20 protein-coding genes are annotated in these 23,537 nt (G+C 67.1%); 15 read left to right on the plus strand and 5 right to left on the minus strand.

Annotated features, from left to right (window positions below; all coding sequences use genetic code 11):
• Window positions 1-961 precede the first annotated feature (961 nt).
• Complete coding sequence (locus STHE_RS18720; protein ID WP_148219911.1) at window positions 962-1,144, plus strand: hypothetical protein; 183 nt, start codon at window positions 962-964, stop codon at window positions 1,142-1,144.
• 86 nt (window positions 1,145-1,230) lie between these two features.
• Entirely contained in the window at window positions 1,231-2,055 is an 825-nt protein-coding gene (locus STHE_RS05125; RefSeq protein ID WP_012871505.1) for a helix-turn-helix domain-containing protein, read from the plus strand.
• Between the two features lie 61 nt (window positions 2,056-2,116).
• Here the strand turns inward: STHE_RS05125 and STHE_RS05130 are convergent, their stop codons facing one another.
• The 5 genes from STHE_RS05130 to STHE_RS05150 form a co-directional block, all read right to left on the minus strand.
• Complete coding sequence (locus STHE_RS05130; RefSeq protein ID WP_273029885.1) at window positions 2,117-3,025, minus strand: diacylglycerol/lipid kinase family protein; 909 nt, start codon at window positions 3,023-3,025, stop codon at window positions 2,117-2,119.
• Complete coding sequence (locus tag STHE_RS05135) at window positions 3,022-4,182, minus strand: baeRF10 domain-containing protein (RefSeq protein WP_012871507.1); 1,161 nt, start codon at window positions 4,180-4,182, stop codon at window positions 3,022-3,024. Before STHE_RS05135 ends, STHE_RS05130 begins: the two co-directional genes overlap by 4 nt.
• 323 nt (window positions 4,183-4,505) lie before the next feature.
• Window positions 4,506-4,829, minus strand: coding sequence for a YggT family protein (locus STHE_RS05140; RefSeq protein ID WP_169308177.1), 324 nt, complete (start codon window positions 4,827-4,829; stop codon window positions 4,506-4,508).
• Window positions 4,830-4,897: 68 nt separating this feature from the next.
• Window positions 4,898-6,109: a bifunctional phosphopantothenoylcysteine decarboxylase/phosphopantothenate--cysteine ligase CoaBC gene (gene coaBC / locus STHE_RS05145; RefSeq protein ID WP_012871510.1), complete on the minus strand. Its 1,212-nt coding sequence runs from the start codon at window positions 6,107-6,109 to the stop codon at window positions 4,898-4,900.
• A complete protein-coding gene (locus STHE_RS05150; RefSeq protein WP_012871511.1) occupies window positions 6,106-6,717 on the minus strand; it encodes a DUF2085 domain-containing protein in 612 nt (203 codons plus the stop codon). The genes coaBC and STHE_RS05150 overlap by 4 nt, the downstream gene beginning before the upstream one ends.
• Window positions 6,718-7,345: 628 nt before the next feature.
• Here STHE_RS05150 and rpoB point away from each other — a divergent pair.
• From rpoB to rplV, 13 genes are all read left to right on the plus strand, one after another.
• A complete protein-coding gene (gene rpoB / locus STHE_RS05155) occupies window positions 7,346-10,714 on the plus strand; it encodes a DNA-directed RNA polymerase subunit beta (protein ID WP_483475640.1) in 3,369 nt (1,122 codons plus the stop codon).
• 22 nt (window positions 10,715-10,736) lie between these two features.
• Window positions 10,737-15,176, plus strand: coding sequence for a DNA-directed RNA polymerase subunit beta' (rpoC, locus tag STHE_RS05160; protein WP_012871513.1), 4,440 nt, complete (start codon window positions 10,737-10,739; stop codon window positions 15,174-15,176).
• Between the two features lie 213 nt (window positions 15,177-15,389).
• Window positions 15,390-15,815 carry a 30S ribosomal protein S12 gene (rpsL, locus tag STHE_RS05165; RefSeq protein ID WP_012871514.1) on the plus strand — a complete coding sequence of 142 codons (426 nt, stop codon included), beginning with the start codon at window positions 15,390-15,392 and terminating at the stop codon, window positions 15,813-15,815.
• A 254-nt stretch (window positions 15,816-16,069) separates the two neighbouring features.
• Window positions 16,070-16,540 carry a 30S ribosomal protein S7 gene (gene rpsG, locus STHE_RS05170; protein ID WP_012871515.1) on the plus strand — a complete coding sequence of 157 codons (471 nt, stop codon included), beginning with the start codon at window positions 16,070-16,072 and terminating at the stop codon, window positions 16,538-16,540.
• A gap of 55 nt (window positions 16,541-16,595) precedes the next feature.
• A complete protein-coding gene (gene fusA / locus STHE_RS05175; RefSeq protein ID WP_012871516.1) occupies window positions 16,596-18,701 on the plus strand; it encodes an elongation factor G in 2,106 nt (701 codons plus the stop codon).
• A 54-nt stretch (window positions 18,702-18,755) separates the two neighbouring features.
• On the plus strand, window positions 18,756-19,955 hold the full coding sequence (gene tuf, locus STHE_RS05180; RefSeq protein ID WP_012871517.1) for an elongation factor Tu: 1,200 nt from the start codon (window positions 18,756-18,758) through the stop codon (window positions 19,953-19,955).
• 19 nt (window positions 19,956-19,974) lie between these two features.
• Window positions 19,975-20,295 carry a 30S ribosomal protein S10 gene (gene rpsJ / locus STHE_RS05185; RefSeq protein WP_012871518.1) on the plus strand — a complete coding sequence of 107 codons (321 nt, stop codon included), beginning with the start codon at window positions 19,975-19,977 and terminating at the stop codon, window positions 20,293-20,295.
• 76 nt (window positions 20,296-20,371) lie between these two features.
• Window positions 20,372-21,022: a 50S ribosomal protein L3 gene (gene rplC, locus STHE_RS05190; protein ID WP_012871519.1), complete on the plus strand. Its 651-nt coding sequence runs from the start codon at window positions 20,372-20,374 to the stop codon at window positions 21,020-21,022.
• Between the two features lie 20 nt (window positions 21,023-21,042).
• Window positions 21,043-21,672, plus strand: coding sequence for a 50S ribosomal protein L4 (gene rplD, locus STHE_RS05195; protein ID WP_012871520.1), 630 nt, complete (start codon window positions 21,043-21,045; stop codon window positions 21,670-21,672).
• An 11-nt stretch (window positions 21,673-21,683) separates the two neighbouring features.
• Window positions 21,684-21,983: a 50S ribosomal protein L23 gene (locus STHE_RS05200; RefSeq protein WP_012871521.1), complete on the plus strand. Its 300-nt coding sequence runs from the start codon at window positions 21,684-21,686 to the stop codon at window positions 21,981-21,983.
• 32 nt (window positions 21,984-22,015) lie between these two features.
• Entirely contained in the window at window positions 22,016-22,846 is an 831-nt protein-coding gene (gene rplB, locus STHE_RS05205) for a 50S ribosomal protein L2 (protein WP_012871522.1), read from the plus strand.
• 30 nt (window positions 22,847-22,876) lie between these two features.
• Complete coding sequence (gene rpsS / locus STHE_RS05210; RefSeq protein ID WP_012871523.1) at window positions 22,877-23,161, plus strand: 30S ribosomal protein S19; 285 nt, start codon at window positions 22,877-22,879, stop codon at window positions 23,159-23,161.
• Window positions 23,162-23,191: 30 nt separating this feature from the next.
• Entirely contained in the window at window positions 23,192-23,536 is a 345-nt protein-coding gene (gene rplV / locus STHE_RS05215) for a 50S ribosomal protein L22 (RefSeq protein ID WP_012871524.1), read from the plus strand.
• The last annotated feature ends 1 nt before the right edge of the window (window position 23,537 follow it).

Raw genomic sequence — 23,537 nt, forward strand, 5'->3', positions numbered from 1 at the left:
CGTCCGCCGCACCGAGTTAGCCTGCCGAAACGGTTGGGATCACGACCTGTGGGAACCACGCGAGCCCAGCCAGACCGACGGGAAGGGTGACGCGAGCGCGCCGGCGGCAACCGATTCCAACCCGCCGAACGGAGGCGACTCGGCGCGGACCGACACGCTCGAGACGATATCGATCGCTCCGTTACGGCCGGTCAGCCGCGCGACTGCGCCGGCGTCCGGGCGGGCCGCGGATCACGCACTGCCTTCCGCGTCCCGGGAGGCCGACGGTGCCAGGACCTCACATCTCCGCGAGGAGGTCACGCCTGAGCGTGGACTTCATACCCCGAACGGCGAGTCGGCGAGCGGGGAGCGCCGCGGGATGGGATCTGAGCCGCCTGAGCCGCGATCGGTCGCACCCGCGGCACGGGAGACCAGCATTCCTCGCTCGAACCGAGTGGGCACCGCGCCGCGACGCACAACACCCGTGCGCTTCAGCGGCGCGGCACAGTGGGCGACCCCAGAAGAAATGGATCCCATCCCCGAGAGCCCTTTGGTTCGCCGGCCTGTGACGCCGCGGCCCGGCACGGGGCGGGCGGCGTCTCCGCCCGCAGGCCCGACTCCGACGCGCTCCCGGCCACTGGCACCGCGGCGGGTGGCGGATCCCGAGCCAGTCACACCGAGCAGGTTCGGCGCAACCTGGGTACAATCACGCAGCGGCTCCACGGAGCCGTTCATGGTCATCCCGGATGCCGAGCCGCCGGTGCCGCCCATGGCGGAGTCGCAGGAGCCCCGCGTACAGGCGGCCCCGGAGGTGGAAGCGCCCCCAGGGGGGGATGAGCAGCCCGCGGGGGAGCCTTTGGCACTGACCGGGACGTCCGCGGCGACGCTGCCACGTTGTTGTCGGACATGCCGCGATTTCCGGCCGGCCGAGACGGGAGACCGCGGGTGGTGCAATAATCGATACGCGTTCGAGCACCCGCAGATGGTGCAGGCGGACGACCTGGCCTGCGAGAGCACGATCGGCACGTGGTGGGTGCCTGCTGATGATTGGTGGCTGCAGCGGGCCGATATCGCGCATCACGCGCGACCGACGCCGATCGTGGATGAGTACCTGCACCAGTTGCTCCAGCAGCGAGCGGAGGCTCGGCGGCGCGAAGCGCGCTAGACGGGCCGCGGGTGCAACGTCGGGGAACTCACCCTGGCGGCTTGGGCAGGGCGCCGTGGTGAGGAAGGGAAGCTGACGGGGAACTCATGTCCGAATTCGGCGAACTGCTGCGGCATGCCCGCTCGTACAAGGGCGTGAGCCTGCGCGAGGCGGAGCGGGCCACCAAGATCAACCGCCATCACCTTGCCGCCCTCGAGCGCGAGGAGTTCGAGGAGCTGCCGCCACTCATCTACGCCCGCGGGATCGTACGCAACTACGCACAGTACCTGGGCCTCGACCCGGTTGCGGTGCTGGCGCTCTTCGAGGAGGTCCACGGCCAGCGCAGCGGTGGCTTCCGGGTGGTTCCCGCCACGAAGCCGCTCAACATCCCGTCGCACTGGGCGCCCAACTTCGCCATCATCGCCTTCATGGTCATCATGTCGGCGGTGATCTTCGCTTTTCTCTACAGCGCCTACTTCGCGCCGGAGGATGCGCCGCCGACCGGGCCGGCCGGCATCGTGGGTCTTGCCTCGCCCACCCCGTCGGCGGAGGCTTCACCCACCGGGAGCGAGGGTGGCTCGATCACCATCGCGACGCCGACCACCGAGCCGACCTCGACGCCGGTGCCGGAGCCGACCGTGCCTGCCGCGGCCGAGACGCCGACCGAGGAGCCTACCCCGACACCGGAGCCGACGCCGGTATCCACCACGCACACCTTTGCCGTCACAGCCACCAGTTCCGTGTGGGTGCAGGTGACGGTCGACGGGCAGGTGGTCTTCTCTGACGTGCTGCCGGGCGGGGAGACCCGGGTGTTCGAGGGCGAGCAGATGTATGTAACGGCAGGAAACGCGCCGTTCATCCAGGTGGCGGTCGACGGGGTCGATCAAGGCCTCTTGGGCGAAACCTGGGACGCCTCGCGAACCTATCCGTAGCCAGCACCAAGTGCACCCGGCCCGACGGGCCGGGTGTCCTCCACTTGCCGAAGTTGGACACTCAGCGCGCGATTGGCTCCCCGGCGCCGCGGGGGACGATTACCTGGATCGCTGCTGGGCAAACTTTCATCTCCAGCGGCGTGGTCCCCGCATAATCCCCGTCCAGCTCGATCGGGGCGGGCGGCGACGCTTCCACTCGGACGTGCCGCCCCCGCAGCCGCCGGGCGAAGCGTGACCGGCCAACGTGCCCCACCAGGAACCAGAGGAGCAGCGTCAGTGTCGCCGCGAGGTGCGGCGGATCGAACACACAAACGTCGAGCACGCCGTCATCCGGCCTGATGTCGTCGCCGAACCGGAGCCAGGGATCCAGGACAAACGCGCCATTGGCGACAAGCACCATCCGGGCCACGCACTCCGTCGTCTCGCCGTCAACTGTGATGCGGTACCGCGTCATTGGGACGGTCAGGTGCTTGAGCGCCGGCGGCACATAGGCCAGCCAGCGAGCAAGCCGCTTAAGGGAGCGCTGCGCGTCTCGCATGACCAGCGCGTCGTAGCCGCTGCCCGCCATGTGCACAACGGCGCGCTCACCGGCGAGCGCGACATCGAGGGTGCGTCTGTCATGCGGCCGCACGAGGATGCGTGCCGCCGCTGCCGGTTGCAGTGGGATTCCGAGCGAGCGCGCGACCGCGTTGGCCGAGCCGGTCGGGATGATCGCGAGCGGGGTGTTGCTTCCCACAAGTCCGCTCGCCACGTCCGCAACGGTGCCGTCGCCGCCAACTGCCAGGACCACGTCGGATGACTTGGCGGACTGCCGCGCGAGGTCGCGGGCATCGCCGGGGTAGCCGGTGCGGAGCACCCGCACGTCGTAGACACGCCCCAACGTGCTCTGGAGCATGGCCTCCAGCTCGTGGGCTTCCCGCCTGCCGGTGTGCGGGTTGATGATCGCGGTGGCGCGTGGGCGGGTTGTCAGCCTTCGCTCTGGCTCGTCAGGCTGAACCGCAAGAGGGCGCCGATCCGGCCCAGGTCGCGCATCGGCTCCTGCGTCTCCGGCTGCGTCAGGAACAGCAGGTTTGCTCCCTGCCGGAACGCCCCGGTCACGATTTCCGGCACCACGTTGTCCAGCGCCTGGAGCGGTCCGCCGCAGAAGACGCACTGTTGACCCGTCCCACCCTCTCTCTGTACCGATCGGCAATTCAAGCACACAGCACCCGGGGCCTGGTAGCTGTCGTCGACCAGGAGGGTGAGAATCTGGCCCTGCTGCAACGCCATGAGCGTAGGCTCGAGCCCGGCGACGCCCCGGTCACCGCTCAGCACCTCGTTGCGGAGCATCTCGATGGCGCGCAGCTTCTCATCCAGGATCCATCGCCGGATGATCTCGCAGCTCTCCTCGTGCACCTCGTTGATGTTGGCCTCCATCAGAACGCGCACCGTCCCGGCGTGGCGCTCGCGAACGTAGGGGTGGAGTTGCTCGAGGAAGGCGGCGACGACTTCGTCTGGGCCACCCAGGATCAGCCAGCGGTACGGCTGCTCCTCGAAGATGTGGAACAACTCGTCGGCGACCCGCTTGAAGTGAGCGCGTGCGTGTTCATCGATGTGTCGCTCGTAGCGGGCCTGTGACCAACCGCCCTGATCGTGCTGGCCAGGTACCTCTTCGTCGACGATCTGCTGGAGCTCTTCGAACTTCCCAAGCCGACCGTAGAACAGTCGCGCGCTGTCGCGGGCGATGAGGCAAGTCACGAACGGTTCGAGCTGCTCCAGGATCTTGATCAGCGGGGCGACATGTGCCTCGAAGCCGATCGCGATCTGGCTCTCCACGTCCCGGGGGAGTTCGTGCACCTGCCAGATGCCCGCCTGCGAGGCGGCGAACACGGCTACACCCCGCCCGAACCGATCCCCTTCGTCGCGGAAGAACTCGCGGATCCGCTCGAGGTCCTCCAGGACCGCCTTGCGTTGCTGTGGATTAAAGCGATCGTCGAGGGTGTCGGCGGCCTCGCGAAGGAGATTCTTGAGGCGGATAGTGTAGTCGTCGTCGATTCGCTCCTTGTCGACCCGAAGGATCAGACTGACGATCGGCCACTGGTCGGAGCCGAGCCGGCTCAGGGCATCGACGTCTGCGCGCGTGATCACGAGGGTACCTCCAGCCTGACTAGCAGCGCTTCGGGGTTGCGGCCCCGTTGGCCGTCCGCGGGTGGTGCGTCCACCCGGCTAGTCGTGAAGCTCCTCCTCTTCCGGGCCGAAGATGCGGTCGGTCAGGTAGTTCGCCAGCCAGGTTGCGGCCGCCGCCAGAACCAGGTTCAGAATGCCGCGGACCACGTTCCGGAGCATGATCCCTCCTTTCCCTCTGCCAGCGGGCCGCTATCGCAGCGCCGTGGCAACCCCCGGGGCACCGGGTGATTGGGCTTACGCACGACGCTTGCCGAGCGCGGCGGCGGCGCCGCGCATGCGTGCGATCAGTCTAACATGCGCTTTCGGCGTTCCACCGGCGCGAGATGCCCATTCGTGTCGCGCTCATGGCCCCCCTCGGCCTCCCAGCCGGCGATGGTGCCCACGGCGAGCGCGGCGAGCAGGACGAGCATGGCGGCCGTGACCAGATCGGCGAGCGTCAGCGCGCGGATGAGATGAATCCCGCCCCCGGGCACCTGCGCCACGGGCCAGACCAGGGGCTCGGTGGCCCGGACGAACCAGCGCGTGAACTCGGAGCGTTCCGGCCCCGGAACCGCGAGGATGACGATGCGGGCAAGCAGGAGCGCTCCGAGGACGGCGCCGAGTTCCACGATGACCGCACGCCCTAGCCGGCTAAGCGGCTGCGTACCTTTCGGGCGGCGCTGGCGCGGAGGCTGCATCAGTCGCGCTCCGATGTCCGGCGGGAGCGGAGCAGGCTCGCGACCCGGTCGATGATCACTTCAGCGAGTTCCGCTTTCGAAGTTGGTCCCACCTCTTCCGCCTCCTTGCCCGGCTCCAAGAGGTAAGCCCAGCCCTCATCACTGCCCATGCTGGTACGGGCATCGTTGGCGACGATCAGGTCGAGGTGCTTGGCGCGGAGCTTATCGCGCGCATAGTCGAGGAGACTGGTCGTCTCGGCGGCGAACCCAACCTTGAGGAGGCCGGGACGGTCGATCGATGCCAGGATGTCGGTCGTCCGGGTCAGGTTCAGTGTCAGGTCGTCGCTCGACTTCTTGATCTTGTGCTCGGCGACGCTGGCCGGGCGGTAGTCGGCCACGGCCGCGGTCATGATCAGGACGTCGGCATCCTGGACCGCAGTTTGGACAGCGTCAGCCATCTCGGCGGCGGACTCAACTCCGATCACGGAGGCTTCGCTGTGGGGGGTTAACGCCGTCGGCCCTGTGATGAGCGTGACCGAGGCGCCGGCGTCGATGGCCGCTGCCACCAGGGCGTATCCCATCTTGCCGCTGGAGCGGTTGCTGAGGAAGCGCAACGGGTCGAGGGGCTCCCGCGTCGGACCGGCGGTGACGACGACCCGTACCCCGGCCAGCGGTCCGTTCGAGCCCAGCGTAGCGCGGATGGCGTCCATCAGCCGCGTCGTCGGCACGAGGCGGCCCGGTCCGACCAGCCCCGAGGCGAGCAGACCCTCGTCCGGCCCGACGATGCGGACGCCGCGGTCGGCCAACGTGCGCAGGTTCGCCTGCGTCGCGGGGTGCTGGTACATGTGGTAGTCCATGGCCGGTGCGACGATGACAGGTGCAGGGGTGGCCAGGGCGGTCACGCTGAGCATGTCGTCGGCCAGGCCGTGTGCCAGCTTGGCGATCACCTGGGCCGTCGCCGGCGCGATGATCATCAGGTCGGCGCGCTCACCGAGTGAGACGTGGCCCGATTCTGCCTCGGTCCACTGCTCGAAGACCTCGGTCCGCACGGGTCGTCGGGTGAGTGTCTCGAACGTGAGTGGCCCGACAAACTCCCGCGCCGCGCGCGTCATAACCACGTCGACCTGGGCACCGGCCAGGGTCAACTCGCGGGCCAGCTCGACCGACTTGTAGGCGGCAATCCCGCCTGAGACGCCGAGCACGATACGCTTGCCCTTCAGGATGGTCGTCATCCGAGGTGGTCCTTTCGTGCGGGCGCTGCGAGCGGCCGGACCCGTCCCTCGCGAGCCAGCCGGTCGAAGCGCGCCCTCAGCACGGCCTCGATCTCTGCGAAACCCTCGTTGAGTCGCGGGAAGACGATCCAGGCGACGCCAAGCGCAAACAAACCGCCGGTCAGCACACGCAGCGTGGGCGTGCTTTCGCGCAGGCCGACGAGCTGGGTTAGTCCATCCACCGCCATCGGTGCAGCGAGAAGGGCTCCGATCCAGAGCGAGGCGGGGCGGACGCGGTGCCGGACGACGGCGTAGAGCAGGCCGAAGAGCAGCAGCCCGCCGTAGATAGCCGTGTCGCGCTGGCAGAACGCGACCTGATGGCCGGCGATGAAGAAGCTGTGCTCCGGCTTCTGATGGCAGGTCAGGCTGAAGAATCGGTAGATCCAGCTCGCGGCCACGGTGTGCCCGGTGGCGGCGAGGTACGGTGCCACGAGGGGTGGGACCACGAAGAGCGCCGCGATCCCGTTGAGGAGCCAGACCCAATGCCGTGCCAGGTGATAGATAACCCGGTCCACGGCGATGATGAGGCGCTCCTGCCCGGGAGAGAGCGTGTGGCTCGGCTGTGACATGGTGGTGTCCCTCAGCGTCCTCGTCGCTCGGCGCGCGTTCGCCGCGCCCGGATTCTAACTGAGGCCTTTCCGACACGGCCAGGGGGACACAGTCCTGTTTGTGCTGGCCTGGAATCGCCGGTTGGCCGAGGAGGGGTGGATAGGGTATACTGGGCGACACGCATCTTTGCGCCCCGTGCGGTGGTGGCTGCCGCATAGGGGCGATCCGACGCGGGGAGACAGCTCGCGCGGGGAGGACAGCCAGCGGCCTTGACAGCCATCCAGCAGCAGCGTATAATTGGCGTTTGCGGATGGGTGGTCGCTCGCGCATGCGGATGAGTCAGATAACACAGGGTCTGAGACCGAACAATCAGATGCTTCGGGAGGGTGGATGCCGCCTTCCCGGCTTTTCGTCTTCCCGACGCACCCACCAGTCGAGCGGTCATCCCGGTCGGTGTGATCTGCCGCGGTAACGGCGACCCGGCAGCACCGAGTCTACGCGACCCCGTTTTTCTCAATCTCACAAAAGGAGCGGTGAATGGCCGTAACTCTCCGGTCCCAAGGCGCCCCGGACGCTGGCACGAGGCAGGTGCTCTCCAACCTCGGCATTGACCGGGTTTCCTTTGCCAGCATTCCGACGGTCCTGGAGATGCCCAATCTGGTGCAGCTCCAGATCGAGTCATTCGAATGGTTCAAGACGGAGGGGATGCGCGAGCTCCTCGAAGAGATCTCGCCCATCGTCGACTACAACGGAAAGATGGAGCTCCGGTTCCTGGAGCATCGCTTCGACGAGCCGCGCTACGATGAGGAGACCTGCCGCGAGCGGGACATGACGTACGCAGCGCCGCTCCGGATTCGGGTCCAGCTCCTCATCCGCGAAACCGGAGAGATTAAGGAGAGCGACGTCTTCCTGGGCGACTTCCCGATTATGACCCCGCACGGCACTTTCCTCATTAATGGGGCCGAGCGCGTGGTCGTGTCGCAGTTGGTGCGATCGCCCGGCGTCTACTTCGACCTGACCACCGATCCGACGACCGGGCGCCAGCTCGCCGGGGCGAAGCTGATCCCCAGCCGCGGCGCCTGGCTTGAGTTCGAGACGTCGAACAAGAACGTGCTGTCGGTCAAGGTCGACCGGAAGCGGAAGCTGCCGGTGACCGTGCTGCTGCGCGCCATCGGCATCGTCGACGACGATGAGATCCGGGAGCTCTTCGCAGACGTCGACGACCCGGAGCACCGCTTCATCGAGAGCACGCTGGAGCGTGACACCACCAAGACGCGCGAGGAGGCCCAGGTCGAGCTGTACCGGCGCCTCCGGCCGGGCGACCCGCCGACGCGGGAGAACGCCGCGTCGCTCTTGGACGGGCTCTTCTTCAACCCGCGCCGGTACGACCTGGCGAAGGTCGGGCGCTACAAGCTGAACAAGCGGCTGGGGCTCGACATCGGGCTCGATACCCGCGTGCTGACGCGCGAGGACCTGGTCGAGGTCGTGCGGACGCTGATCCGGGTCAACACCGGGCAGGATCAGCCGGACGACATCGACCATCTGGGCAACCGGCGCGTGCGCGCGGTTGGCGAGTTGATCCAGATGCACGTCCGCACCGGGCTCCAGCGGTTGGAGCGGGGCATCCGGGAGCGGATGACGATTCAGGATATTGAGACGGTCACCCCGAACGGGCTGATCAGCACGACGCGGCCGGTGATGGCGGCGGTCCGGGAGTTCTTTGGCGGCAGCCAACTCTCTCAGTTCATGGACCAGACCAACCCGCTGGCCGAGCTGACCAACAAGCGGCGCCTGTCGGCTCTCGGGCCGGGTGGCTTGAGCCGCGACCGGGCCGGATTCGACGTCCGGGACGTGCACTACTCGCACTACGGCCGCATCTGCCCGATTGAGACCCCGGAAGGTCCGAACATCGGTCTGATCGGCTCGCTGGCGACCTACGGCCGGATCAACGCGTACGGGTTCATCGAGACGCCGTACCGCCGGGTCTATCGCCAGCTCAACCCGCAGGAGGATCACGAGCTGATACTCGGGCGGATCGTGGCGGTCGACGTGAAGCACCCGGAGACGGGCGAGGTGCTGGCCGCGGCGGGCACGCAGATCGACGAGGCGCTGCGTGCTCGGCTGGCCGAGGCCGGCATCACGATGGTGCGCATCGTCCCGTTCGTCAGCGACCAGATCGAGTATCTGTCCGCTGACCGGGAGGACCAGTTTGTCATCGCCCAGGCGAACGCGCCGCTGAACGAGCGCGCCGAATTCATCGAGGAACGCGTGTCGGCGCGCTACGGCGACGGGTTCGTTTCCGCGCCGCCGGAGCGGATCGACTACATGGACGTGTCGCCGAAGCAGTTGGTGTCGGTGGCGGCGGCGCTCATCCCGTTCCTGGAGCACGATGACGCGAACCGGGCGCTGATGGGCGCCAACATGCAGCGCCAGGCCGTGCCGCTGCTGCGGCCGCAGGCGCCGATCGTCGGCACCGGCGTCGAGTATCAGGCGGCGCGCGACTCGGGCCAGGTCGTCGTGGCCGAGAAGGCGGGCGTGGTGACCTCGGTCACGGCTCGGGCCATCACGGTGCGCGAGGACGACGGCACCGAGCGGGTGTACAAGCTGCGCAAGTTCATCCGCTCGAACCAGGACACGTGCATCAACCAGCGTCCGAGCGTGAACAAGGGTGACCGCGTGGAGCCGGGCCAGATCATCGCCGACTCGTCGAGCACCGACAACGGCGAACTGGCACTGGGCCAAAACGTCCTGGCGGCGTTCATGTCGTGGGAGGGTGGTAACTTCGAGGACGCCATCCTCATCTCCGAGCGGCTGGTCCGCGACGATGTCTACACCTCGATCCACATCGAGAAGTACGAGACGGAGGCGCGCGATACCAAGCTCGGTCCGGAAGAGATCACGCGGGACATCCCGAATGTCGGTGAGGACAGCCTGGCGAACCTCGACGAGAACGGGATCATCCGGATCGGCGCCGAGGTGCGGCCGAACGACATTCTGGTCGGAAAGGTGACGCCGCGGGGTGAGACCGAACTCTCCGCGGAGGAGCGGCTACTCCGCGCGATCTTCGGTGAGAAGGCCCGCGAGGTTAAGGATACGAGTCTGCGGGTGCCGCACGGCGTGCACGGCAAGGTGATCGACGTCAAGCGCTTCAAGCGCGAGGAAGGCAGCGATCACGAGTTGCCGGCCGGCGTCAACGAGATGGTCCGCGTCATGATCGCCCAGAAGCGGAAGATCTCCGAGGGCGACAAGATGGCCGGGCGGCACGGCAACAAGGGCGTGATCTCGCGCATCTTGCCGATCGAGGACATGCCCTACCTGCCGGACGGGACGCCGGTGGACATCGTGCTGAACCCGATCGGTGTGCCGTCGCGTATGAACATCGGACAGGTGCTGGAGACGCACCTGGGCTGGGCCGCGGCGGCGCTCGGGCTGAAGATCGCCTCGCCGGTGTTCGACGGCGCGAAGGAGTACCAGATCCGGGAGATGCTGGAGCGGGCCGGCTTGCCGAGCGACGGCAAGGTCGACCTGTACGACGGGCGCACCGGCGAGAAGTTCGACCGGCCGGTGACGGTGGGCGTCATGTACATGATGAAGCTGGCCCACCTGGTGGAGGACAAGATCCACGCCCGGTCCACGGGCCCCTACTCGCTGGTCACGCAGCAGCCGCTGGGCGGCAAGGCTCAGTTCGGTGGGCAGCGCTTCGGCGAGATGGAGGTCTGGGCGCTGGAGGCGTACGGCGCGGCCTACACGCTCCAGGAGATGCTCACGGTCAAGTCGGACGACGTTGTGGGCCGCGTCAAGACGTACGAGGCGATCGTGAAGGGCGAGCCGATCGTGGAGGCCGGCGTGCCCGAGTCGTTCAAGGTCCTCGTCAAGGAGCTGCGGAGCCTGGGCCTTTCGGTCGAGGTCATCAACGAGGACGAGGAGACGATCGACTTTGCCGAGGATACCTCGCGCGACTTGCTGACGAATCTCGATCGGATCAATCTGAGCGGGTTCGAGCGGTCCGAGGATTAGTGGGACTGGTGAGCGACGAATCATGCAGACGATGAGCATTGGCAGGCGGTCGCGAGACTCGCATCAGGGGCTGGACGTCAACGACTTCGACGCGATTCGCATTAGCCTGGCCTCGCCGGAAGCGATCCGGAGTTGGTCGCACGGCGAGGTCACCAAGCCCGAGACGATCAACTACCGGACGCTGCGGCCGGAGCACGGCGGGCTGTTCTGTGAGCGGATCTTCGGACCGACCCGCGACTTCGAGTGCTACTGCGGCAAGTACAAGCGGGTTCGCCACGCCGGCACAATCTGCGACAAGTGCGGCGTGGAGGTGACCCGCTCGAAGGTCCGGCGCGAGCGCATGGGCCATATCGAGCTGGCCGCACCGGTCGCGCACATCTGGTACGTGAAGGGCACGCCGAGCCGTCTCGGCCTGCTCCTCGACATTTCGCCGCGCAACCTGGAGCGCGTCCTCTACTTCGCGTCCTACCTCGTGACCGAGGTGGACGAGGAGAAGCGCGAGGCGCTGATCCGCGAGATCTATGAGGAGCTCGAGGCCGAGCTGGCGGAGCTCGACCGGGAGCTTGAGGCTCGGACCGCTGACATCACGTCGGCGATCGAGGCGGAGCTGTCGCACCTGCGGGCCGGGGCTGAGTCCCTCGGCCAGTCGGTCGAGCAGCGCCTCGCGGAGCAGAAGGCGGAGCTGGACCAGGAGGCGACGGCGGTTCGCGAGCGGCTGGAGAGCCTGCTCGGCGAGGCGGCGCCGGAGGAGATCGTCTTCCGCGGGCGCACCATCGTGCGCGAAGGGGAGGCGGTCAACGAGGATCGGCTCCAGGCCCTCTCCGAGGCGGTCAACGAAGAGCGCGAGGAGCTGGAGCGCCAGGCCGAGCATGATGTGACTAGCGGTCAGGCTCTGGCCGAGGCGGAGCAGGACCAGCTCCGGTACGACGCCGACGAGAAGACGCGCCAGATCGTCCAGGAGTACGAGCAGCAGAAGCAGGCGCTGCGGGCCGAGGCCGAGGCGATGGTCCGCGCGATCAGCGACCTCAAGCCGCTGCAGGTCCTGACCGAGACGCAGTACCGCGAGGCCATGGAGCTGGCGCCCGGTGTGTTCAAGGCCGGGATGGGCGCCGAGGCCGTCTACGAGGTCGTGTCCAAGATGGACCTCGACAAGCTCTCGGCGGAGCTGCGCCAGGAGATCCATTCGGTCAGCGGCCAGCGGCGCAAGAAGGCTGCGAAGCGACTGCGGGTGGTCGAGGCGCTGCGCAAGAGCGGCAACCGGCCGGAGTGGATGATCTTCACCGTCCTGCCGGTGATCCCGCCGGATCTGCGCCCGATGGTGCAGCTCGACGGTGGGCGCTTTGCGACGTCCGACCTGAACGACCTGTACCGCCGCGTCATTAACCGGAACAACCGGCTGAAGCGGCTGCTGGAGCTGGGAGCGCCGGACATCATCGTGCGCAACGAGAAGCGCATGCTCCAGGAGGCCGTGGACGCGCTGATCGACAACGGGCGGCGCGGCCGTGTGGTGTCGGGCAGCGGCAAGCACAAGCTCAAGAGCCTGTCCGACATGCTCAAGGGCAAGCAGGGCCGGTTCCGCCAGAACCTGCTGGGTAAGCGGGTCGACTACTCGGGCCGCTCGGTGATCGTGGTCGGCCCGGATCTCAAGCTGCACCAGTGCGGTCTGCCCAAGCGGATGGCGCTGGAGCTGTTCAAGCCGTTCGTGATGCAGAAGCTGGTGGCCCAGGGCTACGCTCACAACATCAAGGCCGCCAAGCGGCTGGTCGAGCGGGTCGATCCGCACGTCTGGGACGTGCTGGAGCAGGTTATCGCCGACTATCTGGTCCTGCTGAACCGGGCCCCGACGTTGCACCGGCTCGGTATCCAGGCGTTCGAGGTCAAGCTGATCGAGGGGTCTGCCATCCAGTTGCACCCGTTGGTCTGCGCGGCCTTCAACGCCGACTTCGACGGTGACCAGATGGCGGTACACGTGCCGCTCTCGGCGGCGGCGCAGCAGGAGGCGCGGGAGCGCATGCTCTCGACCCGCAACCTGCTCGACCCGTCGGACGGCGACCCGGTGATCACACCGACCCAGGACATCGTGCTGGGCTGCTACTACATGACGCTGCCTCGGCCGGGTGCGCGCGGCGAGGGCAAGGTCTTCGCCGGGCCGCACGAGGTGGAGCTGGCCTATCGGACCGGGGTGGTCGACCTGCAGGCGCAGATCAAGGTGCGCCTGGAGCTGAACGGCTCCGGCCCGCAGTTGGTCGACACCACGGTCGGCCGGGTGCTGCTGAACGAGGTTATCCCGGACGAGCTCGGCTTCTGGAACGAGACGATGGACCGGAAGGCGCTGCGCCGGCTGGTCGCCGCCTGCTACCGGGAGCTCGGGCCGGAGGTCACCGCCGAGATGGCGGACAACATCAAGACGATCGGCTTCAACTATGCGACCAAGGGTGGCCTGACGATCGGCCTGACGGACGTCCACATCCCGGAGAGCAAGGAAGCCATCATTGCCGCGGCCGACGCCAAGGTCGAGGAGGTCGAGCGCCAGTATCGCCGTGGTCTGATCACGGACGCTGAGCGGCATCGCGAGGTGGTCAACATCTGGAACGATGCCCGTGACGAGCTGGCGAAGGCTGTTGAGGCCGGGCTCGGCGTCAACAACGCCCTGTACATGATGAGTACCTCCGGGGCGAAGGGTAACATCAACCAGATCAGCCAGATGGCCGGTATGCGCGGTCTGATGCTCGACCCGGGTGGGAAGATCATCGACCTCCCGATTCGGTCGAACTTCCGCGAGGGCCTCAGCGTGCTGGAGTACTTCATCTCCACGCACGGTGCCCGGAAGGGTCTAGCCGACACCGCGCTGCGCACGGCTGACTCCGGTTACCTGACGCGGCGTCTGGTCGATGTCGCCCAGGACGTGATCGTGACGGTGGACGATTGCGGCACCGAGGAGGGCATGCGCATCGAGGTCGACTCGATGCCGGACACCGAGTCCTTCATCGGGCGGATCGTCGGGCGGATGGCGGCTCAGCCGGTAGTCGACCCGAACACCGGGGAGATCCTCGTCGAGCGCAACGGGGAAATCACCGAGGCGATCGCACGGGATCTGGTGGCGCGCGGCGTCCCGCGGGTGGATGTGCGCACGCCGATGCAGTGCGAGGCGGAGCACGGTGTCTGCCGCTACTGTTACGGGCGGAACCTGGCCAGCGGCCAGCTCGTCGACCTGGGCGAGGCGGTCGGCATCATCGCCGCCCAGAGCATCGGTGAGCCCGGTACGCAGTTGACGATGCGGACCTTCCACACCGGTGGCGTCGCGGGTGAGGACATCACCACGGGTCTCCCGCGCGTGGAGGAGCTCTTCGAGGCTCGCGAGCCGAAGGGGAAGGCGATCCTGGCGGAGCACGACGGTGTGGTCCACATCGTCGAGGACGAGAGTGGCCGCCGCATCCTGCTCAGCCGCGAGGAGATCGTGACCGACGTGATGGCGCTGCCGGAGGGCTACCAGGTGCTGGTGGCCGACGGCGAGACCGTCGCGGTCGGACAGGTGCTGGCCTCGCCGCCGGAGGGCGTCGAGGGCGACCCGGTGGTTGCCAGCATGGACGGTGTCGTCTTCCTTGACGGGCAGGAGTTCGTCCTGCGGCACGAGGAGACGCAGACCACCGAGTACCAGGTGCCGGCATCGGCCCATATCCGGGTCAACGACGGTGACACGGTGACAACGGGCACCCAGTTGACCGATGGGAACCTCGACCCGCAGCAGATCCTCCAGACCATGGGGCGCGCCGCAGTGCAGCGCTACCTGGTCGACGAGGTGCAGAAGGTCTACAAGTCGCAGGGCGTGGTGACCAACGACAAGCACATCGAGGTCATCGTGCGCCAGATGCTGCGGAAGGTCGCGGTGGAGGATCCGGGCGACACCGACCTGCTGGTCGGGGAGCTGATCGACCGGTTCACCTTCAACCGGATCAACGAGGAGATCATCGCCGAGGGTGGCGAGCCGGCGACGGCGCAGCAGGTGCTGCTCGGCATCACCAAGGCGTCGCTGGCAACCGAGAGCTTCCTGTCGGCGGCCTCCTTCCAGGAGACCACGCGGGTTCTGACCGAGGCCGCGATCCACGGCAAGGTCGACTACCTGCGCGGCCTGAAGGAGAACGTCATCATCGGCAAGCTGATCCCGGCCGGCTCCGGGTTCTGGGCGCGCAAGCGCAAGGCCGAAGGTCTGACGGCGCACGACGAGGCGTCGCTGGCCGCGATGCAGGAGGAGCAGCTACGCCAGCCGACCTCGATCGAGGAGGTCAAGGAGCAGCTTGAGGGCCAGGCGTCGGCTCTGCCTGCATCGACCGGCGTGGCGGTGGCTGAGGCGCCGGAGGCGCAGTTGCCGGCCGGTTCGGGCGACGACACCAGCCCGGCATCCGCAGAGCCGGGGGCCGAGGCGGAGAGCGAAGCCGCTGAGGGCGAGGGCGGGGAGGAGTAGTCCTCCCCGCTCCCCGCACCCGCGCAACCCGCCCGTGTTTCCTTGACAGGGCGCGGGTTGCTTGCTAGACTGTGTGCTTGTGGCCGTCCACGGACGGCCACTCCAGTGAGGAAGAGACTTCCTCAAGGACAGCCGACGCCGCAGCTGAGGAGCCCACCTCCTCAGAGCACGGCGACACGATGAGAACGGCTGTCTTGAGAAGGGGTAACGGACGTGCCGACGATCAACCAGTTGGTCCGAAAAGGGCGGAAGCGGGTCATCAAGAAGACCAAGGCGCCGGCGCTGCGCTACACCAACAACGCGCTGGGTCGGTATGCCGGTCGTCTGCGGCGCGGTAAGGGGTCGCCCCAGAAGCGTGGGGTGTGCACCCAGGTCCGCACCATGACTCCGAAGAAGCCCAACTCGGCGCTCCGCAAGATCGCCCGTGTGCGCCTCAGCAACGGTATGGAAGTGACGGCGTACATTCCGGGCGAGGGGCACAACCTCCAGGAGCACTCGACGGTGCTGATCCGGGGTGGTCGTGTGAAGGACCTGCCCGGGGTGCGGTACCACATCATTCGCGGTGCCCTGGATGCCCGCGGTGTCGAAAACCGCAAGCAGGGGCGGTCGAAGTACGGAGCCAAAAGGCAGAAGTCCTAGGCAGCGGCGGAGCTGCGCTCCGGCGCGGTGAATCCGACGCTGCCGAGGTCTTCGGTTAGATCGTTCGGTACGAAAGCGGCCTCACGACGTGTAACGCGTGCTGACCGCTTTTTCGTGTGATCAGCAGCCGAAAAGCCTCTGGCGCCACGTGTGGTGCCGGGGTGGTGAGTGCTCCACGGGCCGCCGTTTGGCGAGTCCGGGCGATGGATGAGTGGCGCGCGCGCCACAACGGGTACGCGGGAGGCGACAGACAGATGCCGAGACGGGCCAAGGTCGTTCGACGGGAGATCCCCCCTGATCCGCGCTACGGTAGCGAGCTGGTGCAGCGCTTCATCAATAAGGTGATGCAGCGCGGCAAGAAGGGCACGGCCGAGCGCATCGTCTACGACGCGCTGGACATCATCCAGCAGCGCACGGGGCGTGATCCCGTCGAGGTGTTCCAGCAGGCAATCCGCAATGCGACCCCCGTGCTCGAGGTCAAGCCGCGGCGCGTGGGTGGCGCGACCTACCAGGTCCCGATCCAGATTGAGCCTGCCCGGCGGCTATCGCTGGCGATCCGCTGGCTGCTGCAGTCGGCACGTGCTCGCACGGGGCGCTCGATGGCCGAGAAGTTGGCCGCCGAGTTGATGGACGCGGCGAACAACACCGGTGCCACCATCAAGCGGAGGGACGATACTCACCGCATGGCGGAGGCGAACCGAGCGTTCTCGCACTATCGTTGGTAACAGCCTCGTTTCGGCGCCGGACGCCGGGGCGGACAGAGAGACGACACTGTAGATTATGAGTACCACTGTAACGCAGACAGCTCAGCAGCAGCGCCTGGAGCTGGCGAGGACCCGCAACATCGGCATCATCGCGCACATCGACGCGGGTAAGACGACCACCACCGAGCGCATCCTCTTCTACACCGGGCGCGTACACCGGCCCGGTGAGACCCATGAGGGCTCCGCCACCATGGACTGGATGGAGCAGGAGCGCGAGCGGGGGATCACCATTACCTCGGCGGCGACCACCTGCTTCTGGCGGGACCACCGCATCAATATCATCGACACACCCGGCCACGTGGACTTCACCGTCGAGGTGGAGCGCTCGCTGCGCGTGCTCGACGGCGGCGTTGTCGTGTTCGACGCAGTCGCGGGCGTCGAGCCGCAGTCGGAGACGGTGTGGCGGCAGGCCGATAAGTACCACGTCCCGCGCATCTGCTTCGTCAACAAGATGGACCGAACGGGCGCGAACTTCCCCCGGACGGTCGAGATGATCAAGGACCGCCTCAAGGCGAAGCCGGCGGTGGTCCAGTTGCCGATCGGCAGTGAGGCGGACTTTGTCGGCCTCATCGACCTGCTCACCCTCCAGGCGTACATCTACCGGGATGACCTGGGCCAGCAGATCGACGTGGTGGATGTCCCGGCTGATATGCAGGAGGAAGTCGAGCGGGCCCGGCAGGAGCTTATCGAGCAGATCGCCGAGACCAACGAGGAACTCACGCTGCGCTACCTCGAGGGTGAGGAGCTCAGCGTCGAGGAGCTGCGCGCTGCGCTGCGCGCGGCCACTATTTCCGGCGAACTGGTCCCGGTGCTGTGTGGCTCCGCGCTCAAGAACAAGGGCGTGCAGCGCATGCTGGACGCTATCGTCGACTACCTCCCGTCCCCGGCGGACATCCCGCCGGTGCGGGGCACCAACCCGAAGACGGGCGAGGAGGAAGAGCGCACGGTGGGCGAGGATCAGCCGCTGGCGGCGCTCGCGTTCAAGATCGTGGCGGACCCGCACGTCGGCCGTCTGGCCTATGTCCGTGTCTATTCCGGTCAGCTTCAGGCGGGCACCTACGTCTACAACTCCACCAAGGGGACCCGCGAGCGCGTCGGGCGTCTCCTCCGGATGCACGCCAACCACCGAGAGGAAGTGCCGGAGATCTCGGCTGGCGATATCTGCGCCGTCATCGGCCTGAAGGAGACCTTCACTGGCGATACGCTGTGCGATCCGGCACACCCCATCCTGCTGGAGGCGATCCAGTTCCCAGAGCCGGTGATCGCCGTGGCGGTCGAGCCGAAGACGCGCGCCGACCAGGACAAGATGGGGATCGCGCTGGCGCGCCTTGCCGAAGAGGATCCGACCTTCCAGGTCTACACCGACCCTGACAGCGGGCAGACGATCATCCGGGGTATGGGCGAGCTGCACCTCGAGGTGATCATCGACCGGATGCTGCGTGAGTTCCGTGTCAGCGCGAACATCGGGAAGCCGCAGGTGGCCTACAAGGAGACCATCGCCAAGCCGGTGCGGGTCGAGGGTCGCTTCGTGCGGCAGACGGGCGGTCGCGGTCAGTATGGGCACGTCTGGCTGGAGCTCGAGCCGCTCCCGCGTGGTGAGGGCTTCGTCTTTGAGGACCGCATCGTCGGCGGCGTGGTCCCGAAGGAGTACATCCCGGCGGTCGAGGCTGGTATCCGGGAGGCGATGGAGTCGGGCGGCGAGGCCGGACACCCGATCGTCGACATCAAGGCGGTGCTGGTCGACGGGTCGTACCACGAGGTCGACTCGTCGGAGATGGCGTTCAAGATTGCCGCCTCGATGGCGCTCAAGGAGGGCGTGCGGCGTGCGGGTTCGGTCGTCCTCGAGCCGTACATGAAGGTCGAGGTCACGACCCCCGAGGAGTTCATGGGCGACGTGATGGGCGACCTGAATGCCCGTCGCGGTCGGATCGAGGGCATGGAGATGCGAGCCGGCGCTCAGGTGATTCGCGCCTACGTTCCCCTTGCGTCCATGTTCGGCTACGCCACGGACCTTCGGTCGATGACCCAGGGTCGGGCGACCTACAGCATGGAGTTCGATCACTATGAGCCAGTGCCGGAGAGCCTGGCAGCGGAGATGAAGGCGAAGGCCCAGCGCGACTAGCACGAAAGGGGCGGCCGGGAGGCGGTTGCCCGCAGGGACTGGAGGAGAGCAGCCGTGGCGAAGCAGAAGTTTGAGCGGACGAAGCCGCATGTGAACATTGGGACGATTGGGCACGTCGACCACGGGAAGACGACGACGACGGCGGCGATCACGAAGGTGTTGTCGCTGGTAGGGAAGGCGAACTTCCGCCCGTTTGAACAGATCGACAACGCGCCGGAGGAGCGGCAGCGGGGGATCACCATCGCGATTTCGCACGTGGAGTATGAGACCGAGAAGCGGCACTACGCGCACGTGGACTGTCCGGGGCATGCCGACTACATCAAGAACATGATCACCGGGGCGGCGCAGATGGACGGGGCGATCCTGGTGGTGAGTGCGCCGGACGGGCCGATGCCCCAGACGCGGGAGCACATCTTGCTGGCGCGGCAGGTGGAAGTGCCGGCGATGGTGGTGTTTCTGAACAAGGTCGACATGATGGACGACCCGGAGCTGTTGGAGCTGGTGGAGCTCGAGGTTCGGGAGCTGTTGAGCCAGTATGGCTTTCCGGGGGATGAGGTGCCGATCGTGCGCGGGTCGGCGCTGGCGGCGTTGGAGTCGAGCTCGCAGGATCCGAATGCGCCGGAGTATGCGCCGATCTGGGAGCTGATGCAGGCGGTGGATGAGTACATTCCGACGCCGCAGCGGGCGGTGGACCAGCCGTTCCTGATGCCGATTGAGGATGTGTTTGGCATCAAGGGGCGGGGCACGGTGGTGACCGGGCGCATTGAGCGTGGGCGGATCAAGCCGGGGGACACGGTGGAGATCGTGGGGCTGCGCGAGACGCGCCAGGTGGTGGTTACCGGTGTGGAGATGTTCCAGAAGACGCTGGATGAGGGTGTCGCTGGGGACAATGTGGGCTGCCTGCTGCGGGGTGTCGACCGGGATGAGGTCGAGCGGGGGCAGGTGCTGGCGGCGCCGAAGTCGATCACGCCGCACACGAAGTTTATGGCCGAGGTGTATGTGTTGAGCAAGGAGGAGGGGGGGCGGCACACGCCGTTCTTCCCGGGGTATCGGCCGCAGTTCTACATTCGGACGACGGATGTGACCGGCGAGATCCAGCTGCCCGAGGGGGTAGAGATGGTGATGCCGGGGGACAACGTGCAGATGCGGGTGGAGCTGATCCAGCCGGTGGCGATCGAGGCGGGGCTGCGCTTTGCCATTCGCGAGGGTGGCCGCACGGTGGGTGCCGGCGTCGTCACCGAGATCATCGAGTAGGGATCTGGGGGAACGGACGATGGCGACGCGACGCCCGACGCAGAAGATCCGGATACGCCTCAAGGCGTACGATCATAAGATCCTCGACCAGTCGGCGGCGAAGATCGTCGATACGGCCGAGTCGACCGGCGCCAAGGTCTCTGGCCCGGTGCCGCTCCCGACGCGCATCGAGCGCTTCAGCGTGATCCGGTCGCCGTTTATCGACAAGGACTCGCAGGAGCAGTTCGAGATTCGGACGCACAAGCGGCTGATCGACGTGCTCGAGCCGAGCCACGCGACGATCCGGGCGCTGATGCGCCTGAATCTGCCGGCGGGTGTGGATATCGAGATCAAGTTGTAAGCATGGGTAATCATGCTCTGTATGCGGCAGCGGGCGGTTAACCGTCTTCTGCCGCGTCCTGATCGGGAGAGAGCCAATGATCCATGGCCTCTTGGGTAAGAAACTCGGCATGACCCAGATCTTCAACGAGGCGGGGCAGGCAATCCCTGTCACCGTCCTTGAGGTCGGGCCATGCGTGGTGACGCAGGTCAAGACGCGCGAGCGTGACGGCTACGAAGCCGTGCAGCTCGGCTTCGGCCACAAGAAGCGGCTAAACCAGCCCGAGCGTGGCCACCTGCGAGCGTCCGGCGCACAGCCCCGGTATCTCCGGGAAGTGAAGGCGGACAACATTGAAGAGTACTCCGTGGGACAGGTGATCGACTGCTCCGTCTTCAAGGAGGGCGAGCGGGTCGACGTCACGGGGACGAGCAAGGGCCGCGGCTTCGCCGGCGTGATGAAGCGCCACGGCTTCGGCGGTGGGCCGGCCACGCACGGCCAGTCCGACCGGAAGCGCGCACCGGGTTCGATCGGTGCGAGCGCGACCCCGGGGCGTGTCTTCAAGGGGCTGCGCATGGCGGGCCACATGGGGAATCAGCGGGTGACCGTTCAGAATCTCGAGGTGGTCCGCGTTGATCCGGAGCGCAACGTCGTGCTCGTGCGCGGCTCGGTTCCGGGTGCGAATGGCCAGTTGGTGCTCGTGCGGCGGGCGGTCAAGTATCGTGAGCGCGCTGCCGCGGCGGCGTCGTAGAGGAAGAGGAGCGACAAGCCGTGCAAGTTCCGGTCTACGATGTCACCGGGCAGGAGACAGGGCAGATCGAGCTGGCCGACTCGGTGTTCGGTATCGAGCCGAACGTGCCCGTGATGCACCAGGCGTATGTGCGCCAGATGGCCAATGCCCGGCTGGGAACCCACGATACCAAGACGCGGGGTGAGGTGCGTGGCGGCGGCCGCAAGCCGTGGCGCCAGAAGGGCACCGGACGCGCGCGGCACGGGAGCATCCGGTCGCCGTTGTGGCGCGGTGGTGGTGTCGTCTTCGGGCCGCACCCGCGCAAGTACACGCAGCGGATGCCCCGCAAGATGCGCCGTCTGGCGATCCGGTCGGTGTTGTCGGCCAAGATGAAGGCGGATCAGGTCGTGGTGGTCGAGGGGCTCACCGAGCTCGAGCCGCGCACCAAGGCGATGATCCAGACGCTGGCGCGCCTGCCCAAGGGCGACGCTCGCTCGACGTTGATCCTGGTTGATGAGCCGCGCGAGAACCTGCGCCGCGGCGCGAACAACCTGGAGCACGTGCGGGTGTTGCCGGCCCAGTACGTCAATATGCGCGACGTCTTGAAGTACGAGCGGCTGCTGCTGACCCGAGAGGCGGTGGACGTCATCCACCGGCTCTGGGCGCAGTAGGGGGTGCAGGGATGGATTATCAGGACGTCTTGCGTCGCCCGCTGATCACCGAGAAGAACACCCGGCTGATGGAGTTGGGGCAGTACACGTTCGAGGTGGCGCGCGACGCGAACAAGATCCAGATTAAGGACGCGGTCGAGCGGACCTTCAACGTCGAGGTCGTCGCCGTGAACGTGATCAATGTCCGCGGTAAGGAGCGGCGGCGCGCCCGGCGCGGCCGGCCGGCTAGCGTGGGCCGCACCCCGAATTGGAAGAAGGCGATCGTGACCCTTAAGGAGGGTCAGACGATCGACCTGTTCGGTCAGCTGTAACGGCGGCGGGCAGGCTAGCGAGGAGAACAGCCATGGGAATACGCAGATACAAGCCGACATCGCCCGGGCGCCGGAATATGACGGTCTCGACCTTCGAGGAGATCACCAAGCGGGAGCCCGAGAAGAGTCTGCTCGAGCCGCTGAAGAAGCATGCCGGGCGTAACAACCAGGGGCGGGTGACCGCCCGTGGGCGTGGCGGCGGCAACAAGCGCTTCTACCGGCGCATCGACTTCAAGCGGAACAAGTTCGGCATCCCGGCCAAGGTGGCCGCGATCGAGTACGACCCGAACCGGTCGGCGCGCATCGCGCTCCTCCACTACGTTGACGGGGAGAAGCGGTACATCCTGGCGCCGCTCGGCCTGAAGGTCGGCGACATTGTGCAGTCGGGGTCCGGCTCGCCGATTCGGGTGGGTAACGCGCTGCCGCTGTCTGACATCCCGACCGGCACGCCGATCCATAATATCGAGCTGTACCCGGGCCGCGGCGGACAGTTGGTGCGGTCCGCCGGGGTGGCGGCGCAGATCATGGCCAAGCAGGACGGCTACGCCCAGGTGCGAATGCCCTCGGGCGAGGTGCGCATGATCCGGCTGAACTGCATGGCGACGCTGGGCCAGGTCGGCAATGTGGACCACGAGAACGTGCGGATCGGTAAGGCCGGTCGCTCGCGGCATCTTGGCCGGCGGCCGATCACGCGGGGTTCGGCCATGAACGCGGCCGACCACCCGCACGGCGGTGGTGAGGGCAAGGCGCCGATCGGCGGCCAGCCGCGAACGCCGTGGGGTAAGCCGACGCTCGGGTACCGGACCCGGCGCAACAAGAAGACGGACAAGTTCATTGTGCGCCGCCGGGGCAAGGGGCGGTAGCCCACGTGCGCGGCGGAACGGAGGAGCACATTGGGTAGGTCGTCGAAAAAGGGCCCGTACATCGATCCAAAGCTGCGGGAGAAGATCCAGCAGGCCAACGCGAGTGGCGACCGCCGGGTGATCCGGACGTGGGCGCGGGATTCGACCATCTTCCCGGAGATGATCGGGCACACCGTGGCGGTCCACGATGGGCGCCGCTTTGTGCCGGTCTTCGTGACGGAGCAGATGGTGGGCCACAAGCTCGGGGAGTTCGCGCCGACCCGCACCTACCGCGGCCACGGCAAGGACGCCGAGCGCTCGTCCCGCCGGCGCTAGGCGTCGAGGGCGGCAAAGGGGAGACGGCACATGGAGGTCATGGCCAAAGCACGGGGGCTCCGGGTGTCGCCGCGAAAGGCGCGACTGGTGGTCGACATGGTCCGCGGCAAGTCAGTGCCGGAGGCGCTGGCGATCCTGCGGTTCGTGCCGAACAAGTCCGCCGAATACGTGGCGAAGGTGGTGAAGTCGGCCGCAGCGAACGCCGAGCACAACCACGATCTGGACCCCGATCGGCTCTATATCAAGCAGATTTACGCCGACGAGGGGCCGACGTATCGCCGGTGGCGAGCCCGGGCCCGAGGTCGGGTGAACCGTCGTCTCAAGCGCACGGCGCACATTACGGTTATCGTCGACGAGATGGAGAAGGGGGCCTAGC

The organism is Sphaerobacter thermophilus DSM 20745 (assembly GCF_000024985.1).
GTDB lineage: Bacteria > Chloroflexota > Chloroflexia > Thermomicrobiales > Thermomicrobiaceae > Sphaerobacter > Sphaerobacter thermophilus.